The 26,330-nt window shown below is 48.0% G+C and carries 21 protein-coding genes; 9 read left to right on the forward strand and 12 right to left on the reverse strand.

The features are described 5' to 3' along the window. Positions 1-35: 35 nt before the first annotated feature. From B9Y77_RS06665 to B9Y77_RS06700, 8 genes are all read left to right on the forward strand, one after another. Entirely contained in the window at positions 36-392 is a 357-nt protein-coding gene (locus B9Y77_RS06665; protein WP_015732225.1) for a hypothetical protein, read from the forward strand. Continuing rightward, a complete protein-coding gene (locus B9Y77_RS06670; protein WP_073423348.1) occupies positions 382-1,380 on the forward strand; it encodes a Ppx/GppA phosphatase family protein in 999 nt (332 codons plus the stop codon). Before B9Y77_RS06665 ends, B9Y77_RS06670 begins: the two co-directional genes overlap by 11 nt. A 180-nt stretch (positions 1,381-1,560) precedes the next feature. Next, positions 1,561-2,292: a pseudouridine synthase gene (locus tag B9Y77_RS06675; RefSeq protein ID WP_085490932.1), complete on the forward strand. Its 732-nt coding sequence runs from the start codon at positions 1,561-1,563 to the stop codon at positions 2,290-2,292. A 33-nt stretch (positions 2,293-2,325) separates the two neighbouring features. Next, positions 2,326-3,153, forward strand: coding sequence for a metallophosphoesterase (locus B9Y77_RS06680; protein WP_085490933.1), 828 nt, complete (start codon positions 2,326-2,328; stop codon positions 3,151-3,153). Between the two features lie 39 nt (positions 3,154-3,192). After that, a complete protein-coding gene (gene nadA, locus B9Y77_RS06685; RefSeq protein WP_015732223.1) occupies positions 3,193-4,206 on the forward strand; it encodes a quinolinate synthase NadA in 1,014 nt (337 codons plus the stop codon). A 98-nt stretch (positions 4,207-4,304) separates the two neighbouring features. Beyond that, a complete protein-coding gene (locus B9Y77_RS06690; protein WP_085490934.1) occupies positions 4,305-4,991 on the forward strand; it encodes a TonB-dependent receptor in 687 nt (228 codons plus the stop codon). Positions 4,992-5,016: 25 nt separating this feature from the next. Next, positions 5,017-6,552 (forward strand): carbon starvation CstA family protein, encoded by a 1,536-nt coding sequence (locus B9Y77_RS06695; RefSeq protein ID WP_073423352.1) that lies wholly within the window; start codon positions 5,017-5,019, stop codon positions 6,550-6,552. A 6-nt stretch (positions 6,553-6,558) separates the two neighbouring features. After that, positions 6,559-8,697, forward strand: coding sequence for an SF1B family DNA helicase RecD2 (locus B9Y77_RS06700; RefSeq protein WP_085490935.1), 2,139 nt, complete (start codon positions 6,559-6,561; stop codon positions 8,695-8,697). 99 nt (positions 8,698-8,796) lie between these two features. Here the strand turns inward: B9Y77_RS06700 and B9Y77_RS06705 are convergent, their stop codons facing one another. From B9Y77_RS06705 to B9Y77_RS06750, 10 genes are all read right to left on the reverse strand, one after another. Beyond that, positions 8,797-10,566, reverse strand: coding sequence for a LamG-like jellyroll fold domain-containing protein (locus B9Y77_RS06705; protein ID WP_085490936.1), 1,770 nt, complete (start codon positions 10,564-10,566; stop codon positions 8,797-8,799). Positions 10,567-10,573: 7 nt separating this feature from the next. Then, positions 10,574-11,461, reverse strand: coding sequence for a TIGR02147 family protein (locus tag B9Y77_RS06710; protein ID WP_085490937.1), 888 nt, complete (start codon positions 11,459-11,461; stop codon positions 10,574-10,576). Positions 11,462-11,781: 320 nt separating this feature from the next. Further along, positions 11,782-12,828 (reverse strand): GDSL-type esterase/lipase family protein, encoded by a 1,047-nt coding sequence (locus B9Y77_RS06715; protein ID WP_085490938.1) that lies wholly within the window; start codon positions 12,826-12,828, stop codon positions 11,782-11,784. Between the two features lie 78 nt (positions 12,829-12,906). Then, positions 12,907-14,295, reverse strand: a complete 1,389-nt coding sequence (locus B9Y77_RS06720) for a tetratricopeptide repeat protein (RefSeq protein ID WP_085490939.1) — start codon at positions 14,293-14,295, stop codon at positions 12,907-12,909. 518 nt (positions 14,296-14,813) lie between these two features. Beyond that, the gene (locus B9Y77_RS06730) at positions 14,814-18,008 is read right to left on the reverse strand and encodes an FISUMP domain-containing protein (protein ID WP_085490941.1); all 3,195 of its coding nucleotides are present in this window, start codon (positions 18,006-18,008) and stop codon (positions 14,814-14,816) included. 21 nt (positions 18,009-18,029) lie between these two features. Beyond that, complete coding sequence (locus tag B9Y77_RS06735; protein WP_176221719.1) at positions 18,030-19,037, reverse strand: FISUMP domain-containing protein; 1,008 nt, start codon at positions 19,035-19,037, stop codon at positions 18,030-18,032. A gap of 12 nt (positions 19,038-19,049) precedes the next feature. Next, complete coding sequence (locus B9Y77_RS06740) at positions 19,050-20,213, reverse strand: hypothetical protein (protein WP_085490943.1); 1,164 nt, start codon at positions 20,211-20,213, stop codon at positions 19,050-19,052. Positions 20,214-20,736: 523 nt separating this feature from the next. Further along, positions 20,737-21,297 carry an anaerobic ribonucleoside-triphosphate reductase activating protein gene (gene nrdG, locus B9Y77_RS06745; RefSeq protein ID WP_085490944.1) on the reverse strand — a complete coding sequence of 187 codons (561 nt, stop codon included), beginning with the start codon at positions 21,295-21,297 and terminating at the stop codon, positions 20,737-20,739. Position 21,298: 1 nt separating this feature from the next. Continuing rightward, positions 21,299-21,445, reverse strand: a complete 147-nt coding sequence (gene nrdD / locus B9Y77_RS15765; RefSeq protein ID WP_109573654.1) for an anaerobic ribonucleoside-triphosphate reductase — start codon at positions 21,443-21,445, stop codon at positions 21,299-21,301. Between the two features lie 20 nt (positions 21,446-21,465). Continuing rightward, positions 21,466-23,796, reverse strand: a complete 2,331-nt coding sequence (locus B9Y77_RS06750; protein ID WP_085490945.1) for an anaerobic ribonucleoside triphosphate reductase — start codon at positions 23,794-23,796, stop codon at positions 21,466-21,468. 209 nt (positions 23,797-24,005) lie between these two features. On the opposite strand from B9Y77_RS06750, the gene B9Y77_RS06755 reads away from it, so the two are divergent. Beyond that, entirely contained in the window at positions 24,006-24,533 is a 528-nt protein-coding gene (locus B9Y77_RS06755; protein ID WP_085490946.1) for an NAD(P)H-dependent oxidoreductase, read from the forward strand. Here the strand turns inward: B9Y77_RS06755 and B9Y77_RS06760 are convergent. Beyond that, positions 24,525-25,310 carry an SIMPL domain-containing protein gene (locus B9Y77_RS06760; RefSeq protein ID WP_085490947.1) on the reverse strand — a complete coding sequence of 262 codons (786 nt, stop codon included), beginning with the start codon at positions 25,308-25,310 and terminating at the stop codon, positions 24,525-24,527. The two genes, B9Y77_RS06755 and B9Y77_RS06760, sit on opposite strands and share 9 nt — an antisense overlap. A 153-nt stretch (positions 25,311-25,463) precedes the next feature. Beyond that, positions 25,464-26,306 (reverse strand): FISUMP domain-containing protein, encoded by an 843-nt coding sequence (locus B9Y77_RS06765; protein ID WP_085490948.1) that lies wholly within the window; start codon positions 26,304-26,306, stop codon positions 25,464-25,466. Between the last annotated feature and the right edge of the window lie 24 nt (positions 26,307-26,330).

Raw genomic sequence — 26,330 nt, forward strand, 5'->3', positions numbered from 1 at the left:
TGGCGGTCCGCCCTCCGTTTACTATTTTTGTTAGCATGATTTCAGAAAATGATTTGACCAATTCGCAGAACATTCCCTTTGAAGAACGCATCGCCCGCATCGAAAAGATGATTGAAGCCGAAGCAGAACCGAAAGCATTCGAACTCGGACTTTTGCTCGCTCTCAAGATGGGCCAGGAAATCCGCGAAAAGAAACCGCTCGGCAGCACGACTGGCGACATCGTCGCCGCATGGAGTTCCAAGTACCCGGAATCCGTCGTCGAAGAAGCAATCGCTCACGCCAAGCAGTTCCTCACAAATCCAGGCGCCCTCGCCGAAAAGATGAAGAACATTATGCTGAAGAAGATGAATCAGCAAGAAGAAAAAACGGACGAGGCCGAAAGTGGAAAATAAACTACAGGCAACAATCGACATCGGGAGTCACAGCTGCATTTTGCTAATCGCAGCGTTCGAAGACGTACCCGCCGCAGCAGCGGTTGCACCCGAAACGACTGAAACACCCGCCGCATCAAGCGAAGCGCCTGCAGCTCCACGCAAAATTCTCGTGCCAAAACTCCAGAAGGTCGAAGTCTGCCGCCTTGGCGAAGACATTTACGAACACGGGAAAATCACGCCCGAACGCATCCAGGAACTCGTCAACATCATGACCAAGTTCCGCATGGACTTACACGCTCTCGGCGCAGATCTCAAAGCAGTCGCCATGACCGAAGCCATGCGCAAGGCGACAAATCCGGACGAAGTGATCGAAGCTGTCGAAAAAGCAGTATGGGTCAAGCCACGCGTCATCACCGGCGAAGAAGAAGGCAAGCTCACCTACCGCTCCGTCAAGGAATGGCACGGCGAAGGAAACGTCACGATTGACATCGGTGGCGGATCCACAGAACTCAGCAACGGCGAAACGACTTTCTCGATTCCCGTTGGCGCGCTCAAGATGTTCAAGGCGATGGGCCCGATTCCCGGCCCGGAATACAAGAAGTTTATCAAGGAAACTTTCAAGGATTTATCCTTCAAGGGCATGACGAAAAAGCCCGTCTACCTTATCGGTGGTACAGGCACCGCACTTGCGATGGTCTTCTTAAACAGCCAAACGTTTGACTACAAGGCGATTGAAGGTCTCGAAATGAGCCTCGCCGACCTTGAAGCGGTCACCACGCGCATCACGAACCTTTCGAAAGAACTCCGCGCGATGCTCCCGGGACTTGGAAACGGTCGTCACGAAGTTATCATTTGCGGACTTTTCTGGTTGCGTTCGCTCCTCGAAAAGCTCCGTGTAGAAACGTTCAAGATCAGTACGGCAGGGCTCCGCTTCGGTTTGCTCTACCCGCCTGAAAAAGAACCGGAACCCAAACCAAAGAAGCGCCCGGCATTTTTGAAAAGTTAGTTGATAGTTATTAGTAGTTAGTCATTAGTTATTAGTTATTAGTTATTAGTTATTTGTTGTTTGTTGTTTGCGATAGCTATTGACCATAGACCAATGACTAATGACCATTGACAAATAAAGGAGATGCTTGATGGATCCTATCGCCTCTACGAGGCTCCAGGATGACAGAGCAAAAAGATTATGCGTATAAACAAGTACATTTCTCTCAGTGGTTTTGCTAGCCGCCGTGCCGCAGACGAACTCGTCGCCGACGGTCGCGTACAGGTGAACGGAGAAACGATCTCTGACCTCAGCCATCAAGTGGATGAAACCAAGGACCAGGTGACGGTTGACGGAAAGTTGCTGAAGCTCCCGACAAACAGGAAAACAAAAGTCATCATGCTCCACAAGCCGGCTGGTTGCGTTTGCACCAAGGACGACCCGCAGGGCCGCCGCACGGTTTACGATTACTTGCCGCCGGGATACCATAATTTCAAGTACGTTGGACGACTTGACTTGCAGAGCCGCGGTCTCTTGCTGTTTACCGACGACGGCGAATTGCTTTACCGCCTCACGCACCCGAGTTTTGAAGTGCCGCGCAGCTACTACGTGTGGACAACGCGTCCGCTCAGCGAATCTGCCGCCCAGCGCTTGGTCGATGGCGTGGACATCCGCGACCCGGAAGATCCGGACGCCCGAGAAGAAATCGCATTTGCAACAGACGTCTATCTCGAAAACGGATTTGCAGAACTTGTGCTTATCGAAGGCAAGAACCGTGAAATCCGCCGCATGATGCGAGCTGTCGGTTACGAAATCCGCGACCTCAAGCGCGTAAGCTACTGCCAGATTCAGCTCGGCGACTTGCCCGCAGGCGAATTCCGCGAACTCACGCCCAACGAGCTCAACAAGTTAAGACAAGCTGTACACTTATAACGGCATCGCCGCACTTCCTACAGTCTACTAATAATGAAACGTACTTTATATATCGGTGATGTTCATGGTTGCGCAGACGAACTCTCTGCGATTATCGACCAATTCGGCTTTGTGCGCGGTAGCGATACCATTTACCAGACCGGCGATATCATCAACAAAGGTCCCGATATGATGCGCGCCATGCGCATTGTCGAGGAACTTGGCATTCTGACCGTCCGCGGGAATCACGAAGAACATCTCATCCGCATGATGGAAACGCCCAAGAGCAACTGGACCGAAAAGCAGAAGAAGCGTTTCAAGGCGCTCTCGCTTGACGAATGGGTTTACATCCGCAATACCGTGAAGAACTGGCCGCTCTGGCGCGACACACCGCACGCCCTCCTCGTGCACGCAGGCCTAGAACCGGGCAAGACGCGTCTCGAAGACATGAGCCCCGAAGTGCTCCTTTCCATCCGCTACTGGAATGACAAGCCCTGGTTTGAACAGGTCAAGTGGAACAAGCTCGTCATCTTTGGACATTGGGCCAAGATGGGCTTCGTGAACATTCCCGGATTTATCGGTCTCGATTCCGGATGCGTCTACGGCAAGGCTCTCACCGCCTGGTGTCCCGAAGAAGACAAGTTCTACAGCGTCCCCGCACTCCGCGAATACACGCCCGTCAAGGACAAGGCAAAAGAATCCGAAGCCGCCCCCTGCAAAGTGCTCGGCGACAACTCCCCCGATTCCGTGCCACCCAAGACGTTCGACGAAATCAAGGAACGGATTGCAAGTGGCGACATCGCCTGCAAGGAAGAGACACCCGAAGAATCGAACATCCGCAAGGCAAGCCCCTCCATCAGCGCTGAATGGGCCGGGTATTAATTTACTATCTTTTAACTAGGCAATAATCTAGGTAACACAATGACAGCAGAAGAACTTTACAATCGTCTCAAGTCCGTCAAGCCGGGCGCAGCCCTTTGCACTTACACCATGGAAAAGGTGGAAAAGATGCTCCCGCTCATCAACGAAATCAACGAGCTCAAAAAGCAGCAGGATACCGTTATCCTCGCCCACAGCTACTGCGCTCCTGAAATTCTTTTGGGCGTTGCCGACTTCACTGGCGATAGCTTTAAGCTCAGCAAGGACGCCACCACCGTCCAGCAAAAGACCATTCTCTTCTCTGCCGTGCGTTTCATGGGCGAAACTGCCAAGATTTTGAACCCGCAGAAGGATGTGATTATCCCAGGCCCGCTCACGGGTTGCAGCCTCGCCGATTCCATTACCGGCAAGGACGTCGAAGAACTCCGCAAGCAGAATCCGGACTACACGTTTGTCTGCTACATCAACACGACTGCCGACGTGAAGGCAGCCTGCGACGTCTGCGTGACTAGCGGTAACGTGATGCACATCGTCGAAACGATTCCGTCCGACAAGATTTTCTTTGTACCGGATGCCCTCATGGGTCAGAACATCATCGACGAAATGAAGCGTCGCGGTGTCAAGAAGGATATCAAGCTCTATAACGGCTGCTGCTACGTTCACGAAAACTACGACCCGGATTTGATCCAATTCTTCCGTAGCCAAAACCCGAATCTCAAGGTGATCAGCCACCCGGAATGCAACCCGTCCGTCGCCATGCTCAGTGACTACGTCGGAAGCACAGGTCAGATGGTGAGCTACATCAATCAACAGCCCAAAGACAGCTGCATCTTGCTCCTCACGGAATGCGGTCTCAATGCCCGTATGCACTACGAACACCCCGATATGAACTTTATCGGTAGTTGCTGCATGTGCAAGTACATGAAGTCGAACTCGCTCGAAAACATCTTGGAAGCTCTCCGCCACCCCGAAAAGGCAGAACACATCTCGCTCGACGAAGGCGTACGCGTCAAGGCAAAGAAGTGCATCGACGCCATGTTCAAATACGCTGAATAATTCGCGTAAGCCACAGCGGTTCACAACAAGCGACTTCAAAATTTCTATCTTTGCGACACTCGGATTGTGGGATGTCAAAAACTCTTGGAGGATAAAAGATGAAGAAATTTTTATTAGCTTTAACCTTGTTGTGTTCCGCTATTTTTGCACAACCCGAAGACAGTGATTTTACCTACTGGCCACGCACTTATTTCGCTAGCATCGGTTTTAATGTTATAGCCAATCGCGGTGACCTTTTTGACCGCGCCATGGTCTTGAAAGACGACGGTATCGATGAAACCGTCCATTTGCCCAATACCAAAGTTATCGTTTCTCCGGACTACAATATCGGTGTAAACATTCGCGAATTTACCCTTGCCGCCTCTTTCCAATACTGGACCATGCAAGGTTCCATCCCGACTTTGCCCGCCCCCCAAAACGAACAGGACATGCGCTTTTGGAGATTCGGACTTGAAGGGACATACAACTTTTTCTATCCTGACTTTTTCCAGGTAGGTGTCGGTCTCGGGTATTCTTTCTCAAAATTGACTATAAAAGATAACGTTTCCAATGCCAAAGGATTTTTCGATTCCGAGCTGAACGGTTCTGCAATTGCACTTGTGACTCAAATACGTTATTTCATCACAGATAACTTTGGGCTCACTTCTGCTTTACGCATTTACGAAAACTGGTATAAATCAGTCCATACAAAGAATAGTGGAACTGTCGATTTCCACGAACTCGATATCAGCTACTATTGGCAAACCTACATAGCCGTTTCCATCGGAGCCATGGTTCAGTTTTAATTAAAAACTAAAGAAGGCACAAAAAATGATAACATTCCTAATCGGTGTTGCAATCCTCATCCTTGGATATTTCACCTACGGCAAGTTCGTCGAACGCGTGTTCGGACCAGACGACCGCAAGACTCCGGCACTCGCAAACCCGGATGGCGTTGACCGAGTCCCGATGCCGCACTGGAAAAACGTTCTCATTCAGCTTTTGAACATTGCAGGCATTGGCCCTGTGATCGGCGTGATTCTTGGCATCAAGTTTGGCGCCATCGTGTTCATCTTGCTCCCGCTCGGAAACGTCCTCGGCGGCGCAGTGCACGACTACTTCAGCGGCATGATCAGCATGCGCAACAACGGTTACAACGTTCCGGCACTCTCCCGTAAGTTCTTGGGCAAGGGTCCGGCAAAGCTTGTGATGACACTTATCTCGGTCGCGCTCATTCTCGTTGGCGCCGTGTTCACCAACACTCCGGCAGCACTCGTGAATACGCCGATTCTCGCAGGCAGCCACGTTTCGCCGACTCTTTTCTGGATTGCCGTCGCCGTCATTTTTGCCTACTACTTCATCAGCACCTTCTTCCCGATTGACAAGATTATCGGCCGCATCTACCCGGTTTTTGGCGCCCTCTTGATTCTCGCCTCCCTCGCTATTTTCGTGGGCATCATCCCGAACTTGAACGTCCTCGATGAATTCTGCTTTGCAGACATCATGAGCAACTTCCACAAGCATCCGGCTGGCCAGCCGATCATCCCGATGCTCTTCGTGACGATTGCTTGCGGCATCATCAGCGGTTTCCACAGCACGCAAAGCCCGCTTGTCGCCCGTACGGAAGTGACCGAAAAGACCGGTCGCCAGACGTTCTACGGCATGATGATTATTGAAGGTTTGATTGGTATGATTTGGGCCGCAGGTGGCATGTTCATTTATCACCAGATGCCGGAACTTTTGACAGGCGCTTCGGGCGTGAAGGTTTTGAGCGTTCTCGTTTCGACCGTGATTCCTTGGGCTCCAATTTCGATTCTCGTGGTCGTGGGCGTAATTATCCTTGCTATTACAAGTGGCGACACAAGCCTCCGCAGCCTCCGCCTTACGATTGCTGAACTTACGGGCCTTGAACAGACCTCCGTGCGTAACCGTTTGATTCTCACGATTCCGATGTTCGCTCTCTGCGCTGTGATTATCTTCTGGAGCAACTTGAACCCCGAAGGTTTCAATATCTTGTGGAACTACTTCAGCTGGAGCAACCAGCTCATGGCCGTTTGCAGCCTCTGCGTGGCAACCGTTTATCTCCGCAGTAAAAAGAAGAACTTCTGGATTGCGCTTATCCCGTGCATGTTCATGACGTTCATTACAGCCGATTACATTCTCTGGGTGAGCCCGGAAAACCTCAAGGGCGCTCCGCTCGGATTTGGTCTCGACTACAAGACAGCACTCGTGATTGCACTCCACGATGCCGCTATCCTCGGATTTTTCCTCTGCGTCCGTGGCAAGGAGCTTACCAAGATGCCTGGTTTCGATGCCGATGTTTGGAGACCGGAACTGGACGAAGGTAAAATTCCGAAGGCTCAGTAGCAATTCGTGCAAGTTAAAGGTTCAATAAAAAGCATCACGTTCCATAGCCAGCAAAATGGCTTTACCGTGATGCGCCTGAACGATATCGAAAGCAAGAAAGTCGTTGTCGTCACGGGTACTTTCCCCGCTTTGCAGCCTGGCGAAACCATCTCTGTAGAAGGCGACTGGGGTTCGCATCCGAAATACGGTAAACAGTTCCAGGCGACTTCTTTTGAATACCTCGCCACCGAAGACAACGATATCCTTGAATACTTGGCAAGCGGTCAATTCCCGGGTGTGGGGCAAAAGATTGCCGAACGCATTGTGGAAGCTTTTGGCGATGCAACCGCCGACATTCTCGACAACGATCCGGACAAATTCCGCGAAGTAAAAATCAAAGGCTTCCCCGCCCGCAAGGTGGAAACTTTTTTGGCACGTTGGCAAGAAGCACGACACAGCCGCGAAACGATGCTGTTCTTGTACAAGCACGAAATTGTCGGCAGTGTAGCCAAGCGTCTTTGGAACAAGTTCGGGCAAGCGACAATTGAACGCATCACACAGAACCCGTACATGCTCTGCGAAGAAGTCTGGGGCATCGGATTCTTGAAAGCTGACGAAATCGCGCAGAAAGTCGGATTCCCGAAAGACAGCCCCGAACGTTTTCAGGCAGCATTGCTTTACACATTGCAAGAAGCGTCGGTTAGCGATGGACATGTGTTTTTGCCGAAGAACGTTCTTTTGGAACGCACATTCCGCAACTTGCGTTTAATGCAGGACGACGAAAGCGCCATCAACACGCTCCTCGATGAATTCGAAAAAGCAAGCGAAAGCGGGCGTATTACGCGTGAAGGCGACGACTGCTATTTTCCGCCACTCTACAATGCCGAGCAGCGCATCGCAGACAACATCAAGCTCCGTTTGCGATACAACGAGCTTTCAACAGAAGGCTTCGAAGACGCCCTGGCGCAGTGGGAACGCGAACACAAGTTCAGCTTTGACCCAATCCAAAAACGCGCTATCCAGATGGCGCTCTCGCGAAAGATTTCCATCATCACCGGTGGCCCCGGCACAGGTAAGACAACAATCCTCAAGGGGATTCTGTACCTCGCCCGCCAAATGGAAGAGTGCGTAAGCCTCACGGCCCCGACAGGGCGCGCAGCCAAGCGCATGGGCGAATGCTGCGGCGAGAAAGCCCGCACGATCCACCGTCTGCTTGAAGTGGACCCGATTTCGGGTAAATTTCACCGCGATGGAGACAACAAGCTCCAATGCAATTTGCTCATCGTCGATGAATTCAGTATGGTCGATACGTGGCTTGCCGCGTCGCTCCTCGAAGCGACGCCACTCAATGCGAGAATTGTTCTCGTGGGCGATGCCGACCAGCTCCCCAGCGTGGGAGCTGGCAATGTGCTGAACGACTTGTTGCGTTGCCCCAAGATTCCGAGCACCCGCCTTCAGCACATTTTCCGCCAAGCCGGCGGAAACGACATCGCCGACAAAGCATCGAAAATCAATCAGGGCATTAGCCCCTCGCCCATCGAAGGCACGAACTTTCACTTTTTGCCTTACGAGTCGGCCGATGAAGCTAAAGACATCATCGCCCGCCTCGTCACGCGCGGCATCAAGGAAAAAATTGACATCGATACGCAAGAGATGCAGCTCCTCACACCGATGCGCAAAGGACCGCTCGGCATTTACGAGCTAAACAACTTCTTGCAAGACCTCCTGAACCCCGGCAAGGAACGCATCAAGATTGCAAGCGGCAACTGGAGTACCGGCGACCGCGTGATGCAAATCCGCAACAACTACGACAAGAACGTGTTTAACGGAGACGTCGGCATCATCTACAAAATCGGGAAAGACACGAAAAAAATCACAGTCTTTTACGATGACAAGACTGTCGATTACGAGCCCGATGAAGCCGATGAACTTATCCTTGCGTACGCCTGCACCATCCACAAGAGCCAGGGTAGCGAATACCCCGCCGTCATCGTCGTGCTAGATTCAAGCCACAGCATTATGCTGCAAAGGAACCTCATCTACACCGCCATCACGCGTGCGAAAGGCCATGTGTGGATTTTGTCTGCACCGGGAGCGTTCTATCAAGCCGTGCGCAACAACCGCAGCACAAGACGATATACAAGACTTACTGAAAAGCTGGGTTAGCTCCGAGGATGACGAGTCGCAAAATGCGCGGGCATTTCAGCACAGGCATGCGACGATTTTCATCATTATTGACTAATAACTAATGACTAACGACCAAATCTATTTTGGCCAGTAGCCGGTTGGCTTTTGGTTCAAGTAAATGAGTCTCGCCCATTCAGAACCTTTCGCCTTATTCATAAAGTAAAGTTCATCAAGCGAACCCTTGAAAACACGGTCCACCTTCCCGCTGGATTGCTTGCGGGCGCCAATGATAAACGGACCATCAGACATTCGCTTATCATCCGTATTGTTGCGGCCAATCAAGGTTTCTTCAAGCTTGCCATTCCTGTAAATCGCAGTCGAATCGCCCGACTTGACGACCGTAAAATGCACCCACTGCTTGTAATCGGTTTCCGGCGCAATCGCGATGCTCGCCTCATACCAATGATCCAAATCCGATTCATCGAGTTCCTTGAACATCCAGCTCGACCGGTCGCTATCGCCAGCCTGATACTTGAAGTGGTATTCCGATTCGGACTTGCCCCAGATGAATCGAGACGTCGAAGTATCTTCAACATTCACCCAGAACGACGATGTAAAGCTAGATGTATCCTTCAACGCAAAGCCCCAGTAATCTGCGGATTCCTGAATTTCAATAATGGAAGATTTTCCGTTAAATACAAACGCACCGCCAATAATCCCATCGCCTGCGGTAACGTCAGTGACGCGCCCCTTGAACGGATTATCGCCAGAAGTCAAGACTGATGAATCCGGGAATTCAGATTCATCAAAGTTCCACGCAGCCACAAAGCCATCTGTGAAAGAGAACGGATCTGCAGCACGCATCAAGGCCTGCGCATTTCCGGCAGTACCAGCATCACTTGAACCGGCGACATTATCCGAGAGTTCCGCAGCCCCAGCATTCCACGCGAAAACGAGCTTCTGCGTTTCGCGTTGCGGGTAAAGCGTCGACAAGCGAACCCACAGCCCCGTCGGAATAGAGTCCTTGCCACAAACGACCTTGAATGTTGTCCAGAACGAAGCTGGCTCTAAATAAACTTTTAGCGAATAAAGATTCTTGACAAGCGACTTGCGGTCATCCGCATTCAAATCGTTCAAGCGGACATACAGCGGAAACCCTTCAATAGTATCGCGCAGGTCTATGCCAGTCGCCGATGTATTGAGCGGGATTTCCAAAGTGCGGGCAGAACTATCATAGTAAAAGGCCTGCTTTGCATCCGTATTTTCAACAAGAACGGCCTTGATGCTATTAGTGCCCTCCGAAGTACTCACTTGCACCGAATCATAGTACGAGGCCGGCACTCCGGTAAAAGTCGCATAACGATTATTTCCGTCCGTTGTAATCTTGGCGGTCGCCTTATACGTTGAACCCACGATAGAAAGGCTTGCTACCGAGTCCTTAGGGTTTTGCAAATAAATCTTGATATCGTGACCTTGCCCCAATTCCAAATCTACGGATTGAGCCTGATCAGTCGCAATTTTCAAGCCCGATTCGCGAAGCACAAAAACCTCTCCATCCGGCACTTCATAAAACGCTTCCAAGTTGTAAACGCCCTCAGGCAAATTATCAAATGCAAAATGCCCCATCGAATCCGCAGTCGTTGTGTAGTACGACGTGCTATCTTCTTTTGCAGGATCGAAATCCGCCGGGACGCAGTAAACTCGGGCGTAAGACGCAACTTTCGCGGAAACTTGCGAACCGTCCATAAACGCAAGCGTGCCCATCAATTCCGGGGAACCAACTTCGGAACTGTTCCCGCCCGCCACCTTATTGTCGGAGCAAGATACGAGGAAAACCATTGCAAGCAACGCCTGCAACGCGAACAATGCAGAAACCGCCGATTTAGCCAATCGAGTATTTCGTTTCATTGCTTCCTCACTTGGACAACGGGAAAATCTGGATATTCATCTGGAAAACGCGGCCACCGTCCTCGTCCTCATTAGCAATCATAGAAATTTTTTTGCGGAACTCATTGATGCACTTGACAATTTTCTTGTAAGATGCCTCCGAAATGCCGAGAGTCACACTGCTGAGGTTGCGTTCGCTGCCGGGAATCGTCGAGATGGACTCCTTCGCCAAATCAATAAATTCCTTATGGTAATTGATAAACGCCTGCTGGATGACCTTGTCGCCTGTGCTAATCGCCGGATTGTTCAAAATCCAGTTACCCTTGGCGTCCTTCTTGATCAGCCCGACGCGTTCCAGCAAATCCACCGCCTGCCGCGCCTGCTCTCCAGAAATCGGCGGCATCAAGCGCGCCCCGAGAGCATCGTAGTCACCATCAAAACCAATCATCCCGATAATCGAGCGGATCGCGGAATAGTACCAATGCGAATAAACTTCATACTGGTACGCGCGGGTCAAAAGCATCTGCTGCGTGAAACGGTAAGTCGCCGTGATTTCTTCCATGCGCTTCTTGTAGTTTTCACGCTCATCGTCATTGGACGCCTGGCAGAACAGTACCATCGCCTCGAAATATGCAGCCTCGCTTTCATCGAATTGCAAGCCACCGACAATTTTCGCAATGCTTGCCGGAGTGAGGCTCTTTTCGCCCTTCATCACACGCGAAATAAAATCCTTGGACGAAAATCCCAACTTGTCCGAGAAACTCCGCAGCGAATAACGGCGGTTCAAGGCTTGCGCACACTCAAAATAGTGCCGCAAATAAGCGCGGTAATCTTCAAATTCAAAAACCAACATGCGCTTCGGAGGGATAGAACCGAGACGCTCTTCAGGCTGCAATTTTTCTGCACTGGATTTCATACTCTAAAAATATATTGTAAAGCCGATATTCGGTAAAAAAGCCCTAAAAACATCCCCTAAATCGTTGTCTGCCGAGGACGCTTTGTTCCCACGACACCAGTTTTCCCTCGACATTTAGGGCACACACATCTATTTTTATAGAAAAAGGAATTTTGCTCTGGCATCGGATTGAGCTATAAAAGCCCCACACCAAAACAAGCTCTAGCGGTGCTACGAGAACAGGTCCATCTCTCAAACACGCAGGGAACGACTCCGGTCGTTCCCTTTTCAGCATGTCATGCCGGCCATGTGCCGGCATCGCCATTCCTTGTCAGAAAATCCTAGCGTTTAGTGTAAATTTTCTGATGCGACGGTCCTCGAGCATTTAAAGCACGACCTTGAGCGTCAAAGCGTTGCACCGATTTAGCCATGTTCGCAGCTCCCGCCGAATTTTCGCGAACGACACGAGCCCCCGGCTTCAAGGCAGTCGTCTTTTCGACTTTCAACGGAGCCGTCACAATTCGCGAAAGCGTCCTTTCGTCCACCTTCACAGAAACCTTGTACTCGCCATCACCCGAAATAGCAAGCGTTTCAAGCGTTTCGCCATCAAGCAGTTTCCCATCCTTGTACCACTGGTAACCAAAGCCCTTCGGAGCTTTGAGCGTTGAGCCATCCTGCGTTACAAGCAACGTATCCATCTGCAAATGCGCATACACAATTTCAGCCAAGTGCTTTGCGCCCTCAACAGACGGATGCACCATATCTTCCAAATACCAGCTCGGATTTTCAAGGGCGCTAAAACGTGAATGCAAGTCAATCACGTTCACACCCTTTTCAAGCCCAGCCCGCAAAATAGCCGGATTCACGCGCTTTACGACAGCCGTATCAAGGATATTCCATTCAACGTTGTTCACATAAGGCGCCAAGCAAATAAAAACATGCGGTTTCGACTTCACCTGGAACGTGTCAATCAGCGCTTCAAAATCCGCCGTAATCGCAGAGTCCACCGCCGCATCCTGCTCCGGAGTATTCCAAGTCGTGTACGATTTCGAATCGTTCGTTCCCAGCTCGATGATAACCGTATCTGCAGCGAATTCTATCGCCGGCGCAAAGCGGTAACCTTTCCAGTAAGAAGCCTGATCGTCCTTGCGGACCGTAAGCCCGCTCACGCCAAAATTTTCGACCGTATCGCTCGGCGCATTTTCGCGAAGCATCCCCTGCAAATGATGCGGATAACTCGTCTGATCGGGCCAGGACTCAATCCCGTAACCATACGTGATGCTATTGCCAACGCAAGCGACCTTGCCCGCCGCAAACGCCGATGCCACCATAGCTGACGACACAGCAGCCGCAGCCAAAACAATCTTCCCAAACATATTCATAACCATGAGGTAAATATAATCAAGAAAGAGGGATGACGAGATAAGAAACTGCTATGGTTATGCTGCAATAGTAAAATCGTCGATTCAAAACACGATCTCTGGAGGACCGATCTCTTCTGGTGCACAAGCAGATCCAGAACGAACACATGCTAGATAAAAGCCAGCGTCATCCAAAACGCGCTTGCGGTTATATTCAAAGTGGACACTCTGAATCGATCTCTGCATAAACGACGCGTAATCTTCAACAGCCTGGTGAACCTTGTCGAATGTCGGGCGCAAAGCTTTACGCTTGCTTTCCACACGTGGAGTCGGCAACTGGCGAGCTAGATCCAATGCCAGAACCTGAACGGAGTCGAACTGGCTCTGCATTGCATCGTATGCCTGACGAGCACTATCGCGAGAAGCAACAGACACCATCGGCTTTTCCGTGCGTTTTTCAGCTTCGCTCAAAGGTTCGATAGCGTTCCGCCAGTCTTCCTTTATGTAGTAGCAGAAGCCAATCACGAAATACGCTTCGGAAGCGATGAATGATTCCGGAAAGTTGTTGATGATCCACTTTGCCACTTTCATAGCGTCATCCAGTTTGCGAGCCTTGAGAAAGCACCATGCAATACCGAGCATAGCCTCGTCGAACACCGGAGAATCCTTCTGCACCTGGACATACATCTGAGCAGCCGCAACGAAGTCCGGCTTTTCAACAGAGAAGAATATGTGGCCGAGCTTGACCTTAGCAGCATTCTGAATGTCGCGTTCGGATTTGTTGGAAACCGGCTGTTCCGTAATAGCACGGAAGCTGTTTTCAGCTTCGTCAGCCATGTTCATACGACTGTAAGCAAAGCCCATGGTATAGCGAGCATAGAAATAATTGGCGTTACCCGGAAGAATGGAGGAGAGCAGGTCAATGGATTCCTGATAGAGGCCCTGTTCGAACTTGATCTGGCCAGCAATGTAGTCAGCGTCAATCTTCGCATCGCTTTTGCCGAAATTCTTGGCAATGAATTGATACTTGTCCATACCTTCCTTGTACTTGCCTTCCTTATAGTCGATGTTCATCAACTGGAAGTGGTACTTGGCAAGTTGATCGCTCTGCGGATAACGCTTGATAGCGTCTTCATAGACAGACTTAGCAGCCTTGTGCATACGGAGGTTTTCGAAGGACTTTGCCATGTAGAAAGCAGCCTCGTCCGCCAAGCGGAATGATGGGTACTTGGTCTGGATTTTACCAAAAGCGTATACGGCATCCAAGAACCGACGGTTCAAGAAAAGACGCTTAGCGGCGCGGTAGTCGTCGAGCGGACCCGTTTCAAATAATCCTGCCGAGTTCTCGTACATCCAGGTGCTACTACCATATTCGGGAGACCACTCATCCTGCTGATACTGATTCGGCGTGTCGGTGGCCTTTGCAAACAAAGAAGTGCAGGCTACAGCAAGTCCGATAGCGGACGCCTTGATGAAACTAGTACGCAACGTCATTTTATCTACGCTTAAAAAACTCTTCAAAAAACAGCTTCTTCAATATACTTCATTTTGAGAGGGATTTACAAGCGATGGGGCGTTTCCCACAAAAAAACTCAAAATTTTTATATCTTTTCGCCCCTCCTAGTTGAACTATAAAGAATTTCTTTATAGTAGCCTCCCTAGGGAGTTCATCGGCAAAACGTACCGAGACATTAGTCTTGCCATCTTTATCCTGATACAACAAAATGCTATTATTCGGTTCATCGCTGTTTTTCGGCTGCATGACCGATGTTTTTACGCTGAAAAGGTCGTTCGGCGGTCCGCAGCATGTTCGCAGCTATACGGCCTGGCCTAACAGAGCCAAAGGGTCATTTTCGCAGTTTCGACCCCAAAGAATGCGAAGTCCCACCGTGGTACGCATTGTTAAGAGGCGCGGTGGGAACTGTTATTAACAAATATAACTAATTATCATTTGTCAAACAATACTCGCTTCGTCTGAAGAAAGTTCGCTCAACGACTAATCTTGTCATGCACTATTCTTCGTCCTTGACACAACGGACAGATAACACATGATTCTTTTCATAATCAACCAGTCTTACTTCGTCAAAATCACAATAAGTAAGGTTTATTACAGTAGCCTTGGACGCGCCAGACTGAGATGACGTCCAATAATACGCACCTTCAGTTCCCCCAAACTGAATTTTATCAATATTTTTACAATAGATATCATGCGTTGTTTCACAATCAGGAGAGCCTTGATCTTCAAGAACATAGTATCCTTTTTCATTATCCCACGCACTAAATCCATATTCATCAACTGATTGACGACCATAAGTGTCATCAACGCCCCAATCTTTCAAACGGAATAAAGCCTCGGTTGCTCCACCAGCAAAGTTTATCAGAGTATTCCATTCTTCTTTAGATGGCAAATGCCATCCATTTGGACATACACCTTTTCTATTTTCGCCATTATACATTTCTTCTTGATACCTAGACGAGACATCCATAGCCGCATTCCAATAATACACGCGAGAATCACAATCTTCATACCCCCATCCTCTTGTATTACCACCGTAAATCAAGCCGCACCAAGAGGCTCCTTTTAAATTTTCAGTCGTATTAGAATCAGCATAATTTAAATCCTGAGACATCCAAATCTGTGTACCGATACGAACAGTTTGATAAGATAGACCATCTCTTTCATCTATAAGAACATTTTTGTGTATTTGCCATACACCTTGTTTACAAACGTAATCGGATGTATCTGATTTTACATTTACGTTACCTTCATTATAGTCCGTACATCCTTCTTTAATGTAGATTTCTCTTGAATTCGCAATTCTAAACATTTCATTTTCATATACATAAAATGTATCCGTCACATTTCCTTTTCGTACGGTAGCATCTTCCTTTTTATTCCAACCATATGTATCTTTTTCATATGTAGTCGCATTTCGCCAGTTCCTTTTGTCGCATATATGGTAAACCCTATCACTCCCCTTACCCACAATATCTTGACGCGATGCAGTACAACCGCTCAATCCAAGCGAGCAATCCGAAGAAACTCCACTACGCCAAACGTTATCTTCAAATACATAGCAGTTATTGATATTTACAGAACCGTACTTACTATCACCATCTTTTCCAGCAGTCCAACGATAAGTATCATACTCAAACTGAGTCGCAGCAACCCATTTTTCTGATTTACAGATGTAATAAGTACTACCAACCTTTCCCACAGAATCTTTTATTGCAGTCACGCAACCACCAAGATTTTTCTCAATATCATCCGCAACGCGCCAAGCCGTTTTATCAAATACATAAATAGTATCAGTAACAGAACCCTTCTTGATTTCGCCATTTTTTCCAACAGCCCAATCCTTATTGTTTTTATAATCGTAAGTATCTTTTTCGATTGTGGTTGCATTTCGCCACGTTTTTTTGCTGATTTCATAGATGTAATAGATACTCTTATTCACTTGACCGGCACGTACTTCACCATCAAATTTTCCTGCGCCCCATGTAGCCGTATCTTTTTCAATATTGGTAGCAACACGCCAAGTTTTCGCATCGCATTTATACCATACTTTATCACTACCAAGACCAACCGTATCTTGTCTCAATGCTGTACATCCACGCAGTTTCAATGTACAGTCATTTGAATTACCGCTACGCCACATTTTATTTTCATACACATAGCAGTTCTTAGAATTTACATCACCCGTCTTACAATCTCCATCCTTACCAGCAGCCCACTGATAAGTATCATATTCAATAGACGAAGCTGTAGTCCACTTTCCTGATTTGCAAATGAAAAACGAACCTTTTGTTTGACTCAATTTATTTGAATTCTGCAATATTTTACCTTCATTTTCAGAAGAACATTTTCCTAAGCCATATTCTGTAGTCCCAAAATTATGGATATGCTTTTCAAAATTAGGGACAATCGTAGAAAGTTGCCAATTCGTCACATTTTTGCGGATACTCTCCATTTTTCCATCAAGTTCTTTTTGTGCAGCCCAATCCGCTAAAGACGCACGCATAGACGTATTATCCCATTTTCCGTCTTCTTCCATGTCATTTGCAATTTTCTGCAAAAGTTCAGACAACTGAGAAACGCTCCTGTTACCTTGCAAAATAATCGAGAACGCAAGCAAGGCTCCATCTTCATCACTGCCACCCGCAATATTCAAATCTTCGGAATTACTGAAATCCGTAGCATCAACATCAAGCAAAGCAAGAACTTCTTTCTGAGCCTGTTTCTTGGCAGCCTGCACTTTCATTTTCTTTTGCGTGACTAGATAAATTACACGTTCATATTCAAGATGTGTGAGCAAGTTTATATTCACCGTATTGCGGTCATTCACATCCGTAATCGCAAACAAAGTTAATTCAGAGTTAGAATTTTCACCCGTTATTTCATTACGATAATAGCCAGAAGCTTCAAGCATCACATATTGGCTCACAAGCATTCGTGCCTTGATTTTGAATTCACCCTTGTCGTTCAAAATCTTTCCATTAAAACTATTACCCGTCTGCGTCAAAGTACGACCATCTTCCATTTCACGGATAAGGACTCTAGAGCCAGAAAGGAACGGTCCTTTTTGCGAAACACCAGAGACTTCGTTTAACGACACTGCAACTTTTTCAGAGTCTATAACAACAGGGTTCTGTGAAGATTCTGATTCATCAGATTCAGAACCAACAAAAAGAATTGTGGAATCCTTACCACAAATCACACGAACTTTCTGTTCATCTATTTTTGAGATAGAGCAACCAACGCCGTCTTGACCATTCGTTCCATTAGATCCATCTTTACCATTCTTACCATCTGTTCCATTTTTGCCATCGGAGCCATCTTTACCATTAAATACAACACCTACAGAATCCCCATTGCAGATTATCTTCACTCCGCTTTTATCCTTAAGCTCTTTCGTTGAGCAAGAAAACGTATCGGTAGAATCAGAACCAACTGTAGAATACCACTTTTCGTCAACACAAACTCGGGCAGAAGTTTCGCCTTTGACCCACGCCATTTCCCCCTCATTAGATTTCGTGCACTTGGGTAGTTTTGACACATCTGAAACAACGTCCATATTATAAGACGCAGAACTAGTCGATGAATCATCGTCGCCACAAGAGGCTAAGATGATTGCGCAAAGAGAGATTGCAATAATCACTAAAAACTCTTGCAATGACGTATTTTTAACGGAGTTCATGCATTTCATAGTTTTCTCCTTCTTTAAACTTTATTTTTTGACGCAGCGGACTGAAATGTATTGGTCGTTATCCATCTTGGCTGTTGCAGAATAAGAGTCGCCATCCCCATTGAGGGAGAGTGCCAAGTGGCTTGTATTTTTGACTTTTTCAGTCGAGGTCCACCAATACCCTAATTTTCCGATATTCAAGCAAGTCTGTTCCTCGTTACACTTGCCGCCAGGAAGCGCTGTAAATTCCAGGAAATCATCTCCATTTTCAGGAGTCCAACCCTCTATTGCCTTAAAGTGCGCTCCGGCATCATAAAGCGTAGCGCCTTCCATAGAATATTCGGCCAAGGCATCATATTCGGCACTTGTCGGGAGGCGCCAACCTGTCGGGCATGCAAGCGAAGCCGCTTCGTAATCATAAAGCCGACCGTACTTGTCACAATTTGAGTCGTCGTTTCCGTAACACATCGTATTACCAGTACTTGGGAGATATCGCAAATTTTCCTTTGTCCAGCATTGTTCTTTAATCACAACCGTTTTGTATTCTCGATCGCCACGCGTTACCGTAGACTCGCCACATGTCCATAAATTTTCGCTACTTGAAGACGTGTGTTCAGAACTTGATGATGATTCTGCGTTTTCACTACTTGATGATGATCGTGCGCTACTTGAAGATGATTGTTCACTACTAGATGACCATTGTTCGGAACTTAAAGCGGGAATAACAGAGGAAGACGACTCCACCTTTTTACTGCTCGATGAAGCTTTTTTGCTTGAACTAGATGGCGATGCCGGAACAGAGTCCGGCATGACGGAAGAAGACGAGCGCGTCGAACACGATGAAGACGATTTTGTGTCATCGTCTTCTATAACGTAATTAGATGCACCAGGGTCAAGAGGATTGTCACGGTCACCAAAATCGCTACAAGATGCAAAGAGAAGCATTACCAAGGACGCAATCATCACATGCCCCAAAGACCGCAACACAAGAGGGAGATTCCCGCCTTCGCGGGAATGACATTTACAAGAATTATTCTTTTCAATTTTCATAATCATCCCCACCTAGAACACAAAGAACATCACAGCACCAGCGCCGAGCATTCCAAAACCGACACCATAAAAAACGTTGCGTTTCGTTCTTGCCGATTCGACCTTATCCCATTGCTTGTCGAAATCCCGCTTATTTTTAAACGTCGCTTCGTCATACTTTTTACGTTCATCATTCCCGACAGAATTTTCATAAATACCAATAGCAACTCCAGCTACACCCAAAGCCATCATCGCAATGGAAATCGGCTTTGTAATCGAAAAACTTTTTTCCGTAGTCGAAGCCGCTCGAGAAGCATCTTCAGCGGCAATCTGCTTTGCTGCGGTCAAAGAATCTACCCGCAACACATGTATTATTTTGACTTTATCCTTACCTTTCCAATCTAGTTCAACTTTTTCGCGAGCTCCGTCTTCACCAACTTCAATTTTCGAACAAATTGGAATCCGCCCCGAATAATCCGTTCGCCCAACCAAGGAATCATTTACAAATACAGGAACCTCACGAAAATTTTCATTGAAAAGGGTCCTGAGAGAAACTTTACCCATAGCAACATTCATGGAACCATTCAACGTTATTGTCTTGCCACTCAACACATTCACATTGAATTTCTGAGGTTCGTAACAACGATGAAGAAATTCAACTTCATGTACTCCCGGAGTCAGTTTCCACGAGCCTCGGGCGTATTTACGACCATCCTTGTCGCTTTTTCCATCAATTTTAATGACTAGGTCTTTCTCAAGACCTCCCTTATAAGGCAACGAAGGCTGTAAATTGACTGTTCCAAACGTACTTGTCGTTATTTGCATAAACAAATCTCGTGACTTTTGACGAACCTCAGTCTCAAGAGATTCAACATTCGGAGCCTTGGAACTAAAGCTTCCCAACAGTCTATTACCAGCAGTCTCATAAAGTTCCACTGTAATCGTCAAGTTGTTTGCAAACTGTCCCACATGAGCCTGAGCCACATAATCGGCAGAAATATTTCGACCTATTTCGACAATAAAGTTCTGTTCTGCAGGGAGTGCCTTGACAGCCTCCGACCGTAATACATCTGTCAAATATTGTTTTTCTTCGAGCGTAATAATATTTGCAGCAGAGACTGTCTCAAGAACAGCCACATGAGCAGCAAGAGTTGGAAATGCAAAAAAGAGAACTAAAGCAAAAATTCCCCTAGCCATAATAATCTCCATCGTTTACACCTATGGAGTTTCTCCCCTGCCAAGCAATATTTTCGTCGATTTTTGAGAATACAAAAAAGGACGCAGATCGTTGCATTTATCTGTGTGGGGCTCTAGACTGCCTTTGAACAATAAACACAAACGACCCACGCCCCGAAAGGGCTGTTGCCCATTGGTCATACGACCAAAGACCGACTCAAAAGTCGGTACAGCAAACTGAAACACACCGCAAATACGGCATGCCTGCGTGAGCGTTCGCCTTATTCTCGTTCAAGGAAATTGTCTAGATTTCACACAGAGAACAAGAGCTAAACTCTTCTATGCTAAAAAGATAACTTATAATTGATGAAATTGCTCTATTTCAAGCTAAAAATTTGCTGATTGAGGGAATTTACCCCTAAAAAAGGCGATGCCGTCCCCATTCGCGGATCATGACCACATAAGAACTAAAGTTCTAAGTGGTCAAAGAGAACGGAGTCCGGCATGACATTCTCAAAGCAAAGCGCCTTTACGCACTTTGCACTTACGTATTGTATTCCCTGTCGGGGTGTTCCGCCATCTCGTCCAGTTGAATCTGGTGGATGACCACATGGCCTTCGACAAGGCTTTTTTGCACATCGATAATGCGCTGGTTCCAAGAACCTCTGAACTTGATATCCAGGGACTTTTTCGCCATGACAAACGGACCGTCGATGAGGATGTCCGCAAACGTGAGCAGTTCAAAAAGCTCCGGCTTTTCGGGCGTAAGCTTCATCAGCTGTTCGTACGTGTATCCCGTGAAAATCACGAGATTGAGACCGCGTTCCTTGATTTCGCGGGCAAGCGGAATAAGAGCCGCCGCCTGGTCCATCGGATCGCCTCCGCTAAACGTCACGCCATCGAGCAGCGGATTATCCTTGATCATCGTGATGATCGCTTCGCGCTCGATAAAGTGCCCGCCCTCAAAATCATGAGTCTGCGGATTCTGGCAACCTGGGCAGTTGTGATGACAGCCCTGGGTAAACACAGTCAAGCGGATTCCGGGACCGTCCACGAAAGATTCGGGCTCAATCCCTGCAATCCGCAGTGGAGGATATTCATCCATCTTATACGCCGTGCTTCACGCGATCGTTGACTTCAGCGCGCTTGGCGTTGTTGAAGCGGTCGACTGTACCGACGAGGTAACCTGTAATGCGGCGGATGCGTTCGAATCCGACACCTTCACCATACTGAGACATTTCTTTTTCAGACATTTTTTGCACTCCTTGTAAAATCATCTGATCCCTCTGAAAGCGGGCATTCCAGGGAATTTCTTTCTAAGTTCTTCGAGCTTTTCGCAAGAGATAGCGTGGCCTTCGCTACGTCCGCAACGCGGGCAAACATCGCCAATCACACCCACAAATCCGCAAACCGGATCGCGGTCCACCGGATGGTTGATGGAGCCGTAACCGATACCGACCTTTGCCATGTACTTCACGATCTTTTCGAAAGCGTCCAGGTTCTGCGTCGGGTCGCCATCGAGTTCGATGTAGCTGATGTGGCCAGCGTTGGTGAGCGCATGGTACGGAGCTTCGAGCGAGAGCTTCTTGAAAGCAGAAATCTTGTAGTAGACCGGCACGTGGAAAGAGTTGGTGTAGTAATCGCGGTCGGTAACGCCCGGGATAATGCCAAACTTCTTCTTGTCCATGCGCACAAAACGGCCCGAGAGGCCTTCAGCCGGCGTTGCAAGCAAGCTGAAATTGAGGCCAAGGCGTTCGGATTCCTTGTCGCAGAATTCGCGCATGTGGCCGATAATCTTGAGGCCGAGTTCCTGAGAAGCTTCGGATTCACCGTGGTGCTTGCCCGTAAGCATCACCAACGTTTCGGCAAGGCCGATAAAGCCAATCGAGAGCGTACCGTGCTTGATGACTTCGCCCACGGTATCTTCCCAGCCGAGCTTGTCGGAATCAATCCACACGCCCTGTCCCATGAGGAACGGGAAGTTCTTGACCTTGCGGCGGCTCTGCACGGCAAAACGTTCCATGAGCTGATCGCTCACGAGTTGCATCATGCGGTCGAGTTCCTTGAAGAACAGGTCCACGGACTTCATCTTGATAGCGATACGCGGGAGGTTGATCGAGGTAAAGCTCAAGTTGCCACGACCGTAAGAGATTTCGCGGCTCGGGTCGTAATGGTTGCCAATCACGCGGGTACGGCAGCCCATGTACGAAATTTCGGTTTCCGGATGGCCCGGCTTGTAGTACTGCAGGTTGTACGGAGCGTCCTGGAAGCTGAAGTTCGGGAACAGGCGCTTGGCACTCACGCGGCAAGCGAGCTTGAACAAGTCGTAGTTCGGTTCGCCCGGATTGAGGTTGATGCCATCCTTGACGCGGAAAATCTGGATCGGGAAGATAGCCGTTTCGCCACCGCCGAGGCCTTCTTCGGTCGTGAGGAGCAAGTTCTTCATGACCATGCGGGCTTCGGGTTCGGTGCACATACCATAGTTGATGCTAGAGAACGGAGTCTGGGCACCAGCGCGGCTGTGCATGGAGTTCAAGTTGTGGACAAAAGCTTCCATTGCCTGGAACGTCGCCTTGTCGGTTTCTTCATAAGCCATCTTTTCGGCAAACTTCTGGGCGTTCTTTACCGTTTCGACGTCATAAGTTTTGGAAAGTTCGTGGACTTCAGTTGTCTGGAACTTTTCATTCGGCACGAGCGTTGCGACCATGCCCATTTCAGCCATTTCGCCGTGGAGCTTTTTCACCACCGGCAGGACTTCTTCTTCGGTTTTGCCCGTCAAGAGCATGAGAGCCTTGACCATGTTCGAAAGGTAAGCCTTGCGGTACGTGATGCGCACACCGTTAGCCATGGCGTAATCGAAGTTCGGCACGGACTGTCCACCGTGCTGGTCGTTCTGGTTACTCTGAATGGCGATAGCGGCCAAAGCGGCGTAGCTGCGGATATCCTTCGGTTCGCGCAAGTGACCGTGACCTGTGTTGAAGCCGTTCTTGAACAACTTAATGAGGTCAATCTGGCAGCAAGTCATCGTAAGAGAATAGAAATCGAGGTCATGGATGTGAATGTCACCATCCATGTGGGCACGGCTATGTTCCGGCTTGAGCATCATCATCGTGTAGAAGTGCTTAGCGGATTCGCTCCCGTACTTGAGCATGGTACCCATGGCGGTATCGCCGTCGATATTGGCGTTTTCGCGCTTGAGGTCGGATTCCTTGGCAGAGCTGAACGTAATGTCGTGAAGCGTCTGCATGAGACGGGTGTTAACTTCACGTACGCGGGTACGTTCGGCACGATACAAGATATAGCTCTTGGCGGTATCAGCGTAACCGCCTTCGGTCAAAGCTTTTTCAACAGCATCCTGGATTTCTTCGATGTCCGGCTTGGTCTTATTCTCGGCTTCAAGATGGCCAACAGCTTCGGCAGCAACCTTAAGAGCAACGTTTGTCAGAAGGTCGTCGTTTCCAAGCAAATTCATTTGAGCTTGGGAGGCCTTAATCTGTTCATCCAACTCGCCAGAGGCTCTAAAAGCCTTAATTACGGCATCAGCAATCTTCTCAATGTTGAACGGCATTTCGCGGCCGTCGCGCTTTTTCACAGTAAAAATCATCTAAAAAAAACCTTCAATTCCCGATTCCTCAAATATAGTCAAATTTTTCTGATTTTACTATATCTTGTGTCCGAGGTCGAACCACACCCACAAGATGTAGGTCGACATCAATACAAGTATAATAAATCTTAGCCTTTTTTGAAAGACTTTTTGCATGTTAGATGTAATTTTTTTATAATATATCATCAACTTATCAACAAGAAAAAATAATGAACAATCAAATCACAATTCTTCTATCGCATCCGAACATTTCTAACTCAATGTTTAACAAACACTTAGTGGATATCAACAGAAAAAATCCCAATTTTGTATTTCACCACCTTGACAAAAACCGAGTTAATGGCTACTTCGACTTGGAAGCCGAAAAGAAATTGTTGAGGGAGTCCAAGGCGATTGTGTGGCAGTTCCCTATATATTGGTATAACTCCCCCGCAAGTTTGCGTGACTGGCAAGATCAGGTCATGAGTCCGATTGTGTACAGCGCCGACAACTTCTTGAAGGGTATGCCCGTACGCGTCGTATTTACGGCAGGCGCCGCCGCCGAACATTACACTCACGAAGGACTCAACCGCTACACCGCAGACGAGATGCTCATTCCATTCGAAATGACGGCAAACGCCGCCGGGATGAAGTGGTTTAAGCCTCTCGGATTCTACGGTTGCAGCCCGGATATGACAAAAGCCGCCCTCGAAAAGGCGGCTCAGGAATACGAAAAAAGCCTGTTAGAACTACTTTAGTTCATAAACGACGCGAACCGAAGCGCTTACCTCGACGGAGTCGGCAATAGCCGTTTCGTCGGGAGCGGTGGCACCGTCCATCATAGCGTTTGCCGCAAGCATGACACCCTTGGCGCGATAGACGCGATTGTACTGGTTGTAAATAATTCCGCCACCTTCGCCATTGATTTGAAGAACGCGGCCAAGCTTGGCACCAACGCCTTCGGCATAATCATTAGCCTTGGCGGTAGCCTTTTTACCCGCCGCCTTGATGACTGTAGACTGCACAGCATCCACATCCTTGAGCTGGGCGGACGTGCGCTGGATTTCGACATCCGGTTCCGAAGAAAGCGCCTGCACGAGAGCGGCGGCATCAATCTTACGATTCACCGTAATCACAAAGCTCTGTGTCGCCACATAACCGACGAGTTCGCGCTTGCTATTGCGATAAGACCATTCCTTGTGCATTTCGACGCTGTTCTGTTCTACGTTGGATTGCGGAATTTCAAGCGATTTCACGTTTTCGAAAATCACGGAACGGCGTTCTGCCAAGCGCTTGGAAACCGATTCTTTGTCCTTGCCGCGGATTTCGAGGCTAAAGCCCATTTCGAACTTGTCAGCGGCAAATTTCTTGGTTTCGGACGCCGAAACTTCGATTTTCGGGACTTCAAACACCGTTGTGCCATTAGATGCAGCTACAGGAACTGCAGCTGGTTCCGCCTTCACGACGCGAATGAGAACGCACACGCAGACGATCAGCAGTACGAGATAGATGATATTGAGCAATTTTGAGATCATCAAATGACCCTCCATAAAAAATCTGTTTTTAAATTAAAATTTTTTGCAGCGAGAGACCAACACAGAAAAAAGTTTTACACCAAAACAACAAAAGGCAAATCCATTTGGAATTGCCCTATCTTGACGATAACAATAATTCAGAAAGTATGATAGTTAGTCCATTACGCAACGGAGATATGTAAATATTGATGTTTTGCTCTTCGCTTCGACCTTTATCGGTTTAGACGGTTCTTCACAATAAAGCACAACCGCATAATTTTTTGTTGAATTAGCTTCATCAAGCGCCAGGAACTCTGGGATATTTTCTTCATCTTCATTAGCGGCGTTCAACGACAAGCCATAATCATCCGTGCCAACAAAATAACGCATTTTCCAGTCAGTCGAAAGGAGCTCTGTTAACGGAGCGGCATTAAAAAGTTCTTGCCATTCATCAATTGAAGGAATATGCCATCCTGTTGGGCAAAGTCCTTGATGGGGCTGTTGAATTTCCGATTTAGCCAACTGTTCTTCGTACTTGCATGAAATCTGCATCGCGGTCATCCAGCCATAGTGATGACCGTACTTTTGCAAAACAGCTTCATCTTTTATAGTGTAATCGTAATAGTTGCTAGAGCAATCGTCTAAAGTATTGGGATTTTCCAAACGCAGATTCTGAGCCATCCAAATCTGGTTCCCAACCTTAGCGGTCTTATAGACATTGCCATCGCGTTCATCGGTCAGCAATCCCGTTGCAGGATCATAGTTCGAAACAACCTTTTTCGAGCTACTCGATGCAACCGAAGAGCTGCTGGCAACATTATTTTCGGCAGAGCTTGACTGTCCATTATCTGCAATGGACGAACTAGAAGCTACAGAAGCAGAGCCATTATCAGAACTTGAAAGCGGGGCAACCGCAGAAGAATTCGGAGTATTTTCGGTAGCAGGTCCCGAAGAACTATCATCACCACAAGCCGCAAAAAGAACAGCAGCCCCCAAAAGCAAGTATTTGCACTTCATATAAAATCCTTTTATTTTGTTACA

It is taken from the genome of Fibrobacter sp. UWB13 (genome assembly GCF_900177805.1).
Lineage (GTDB): Bacteria > Fibrobacterota > Fibrobacteria > Fibrobacterales > Fibrobacteraceae > Fibrobacter.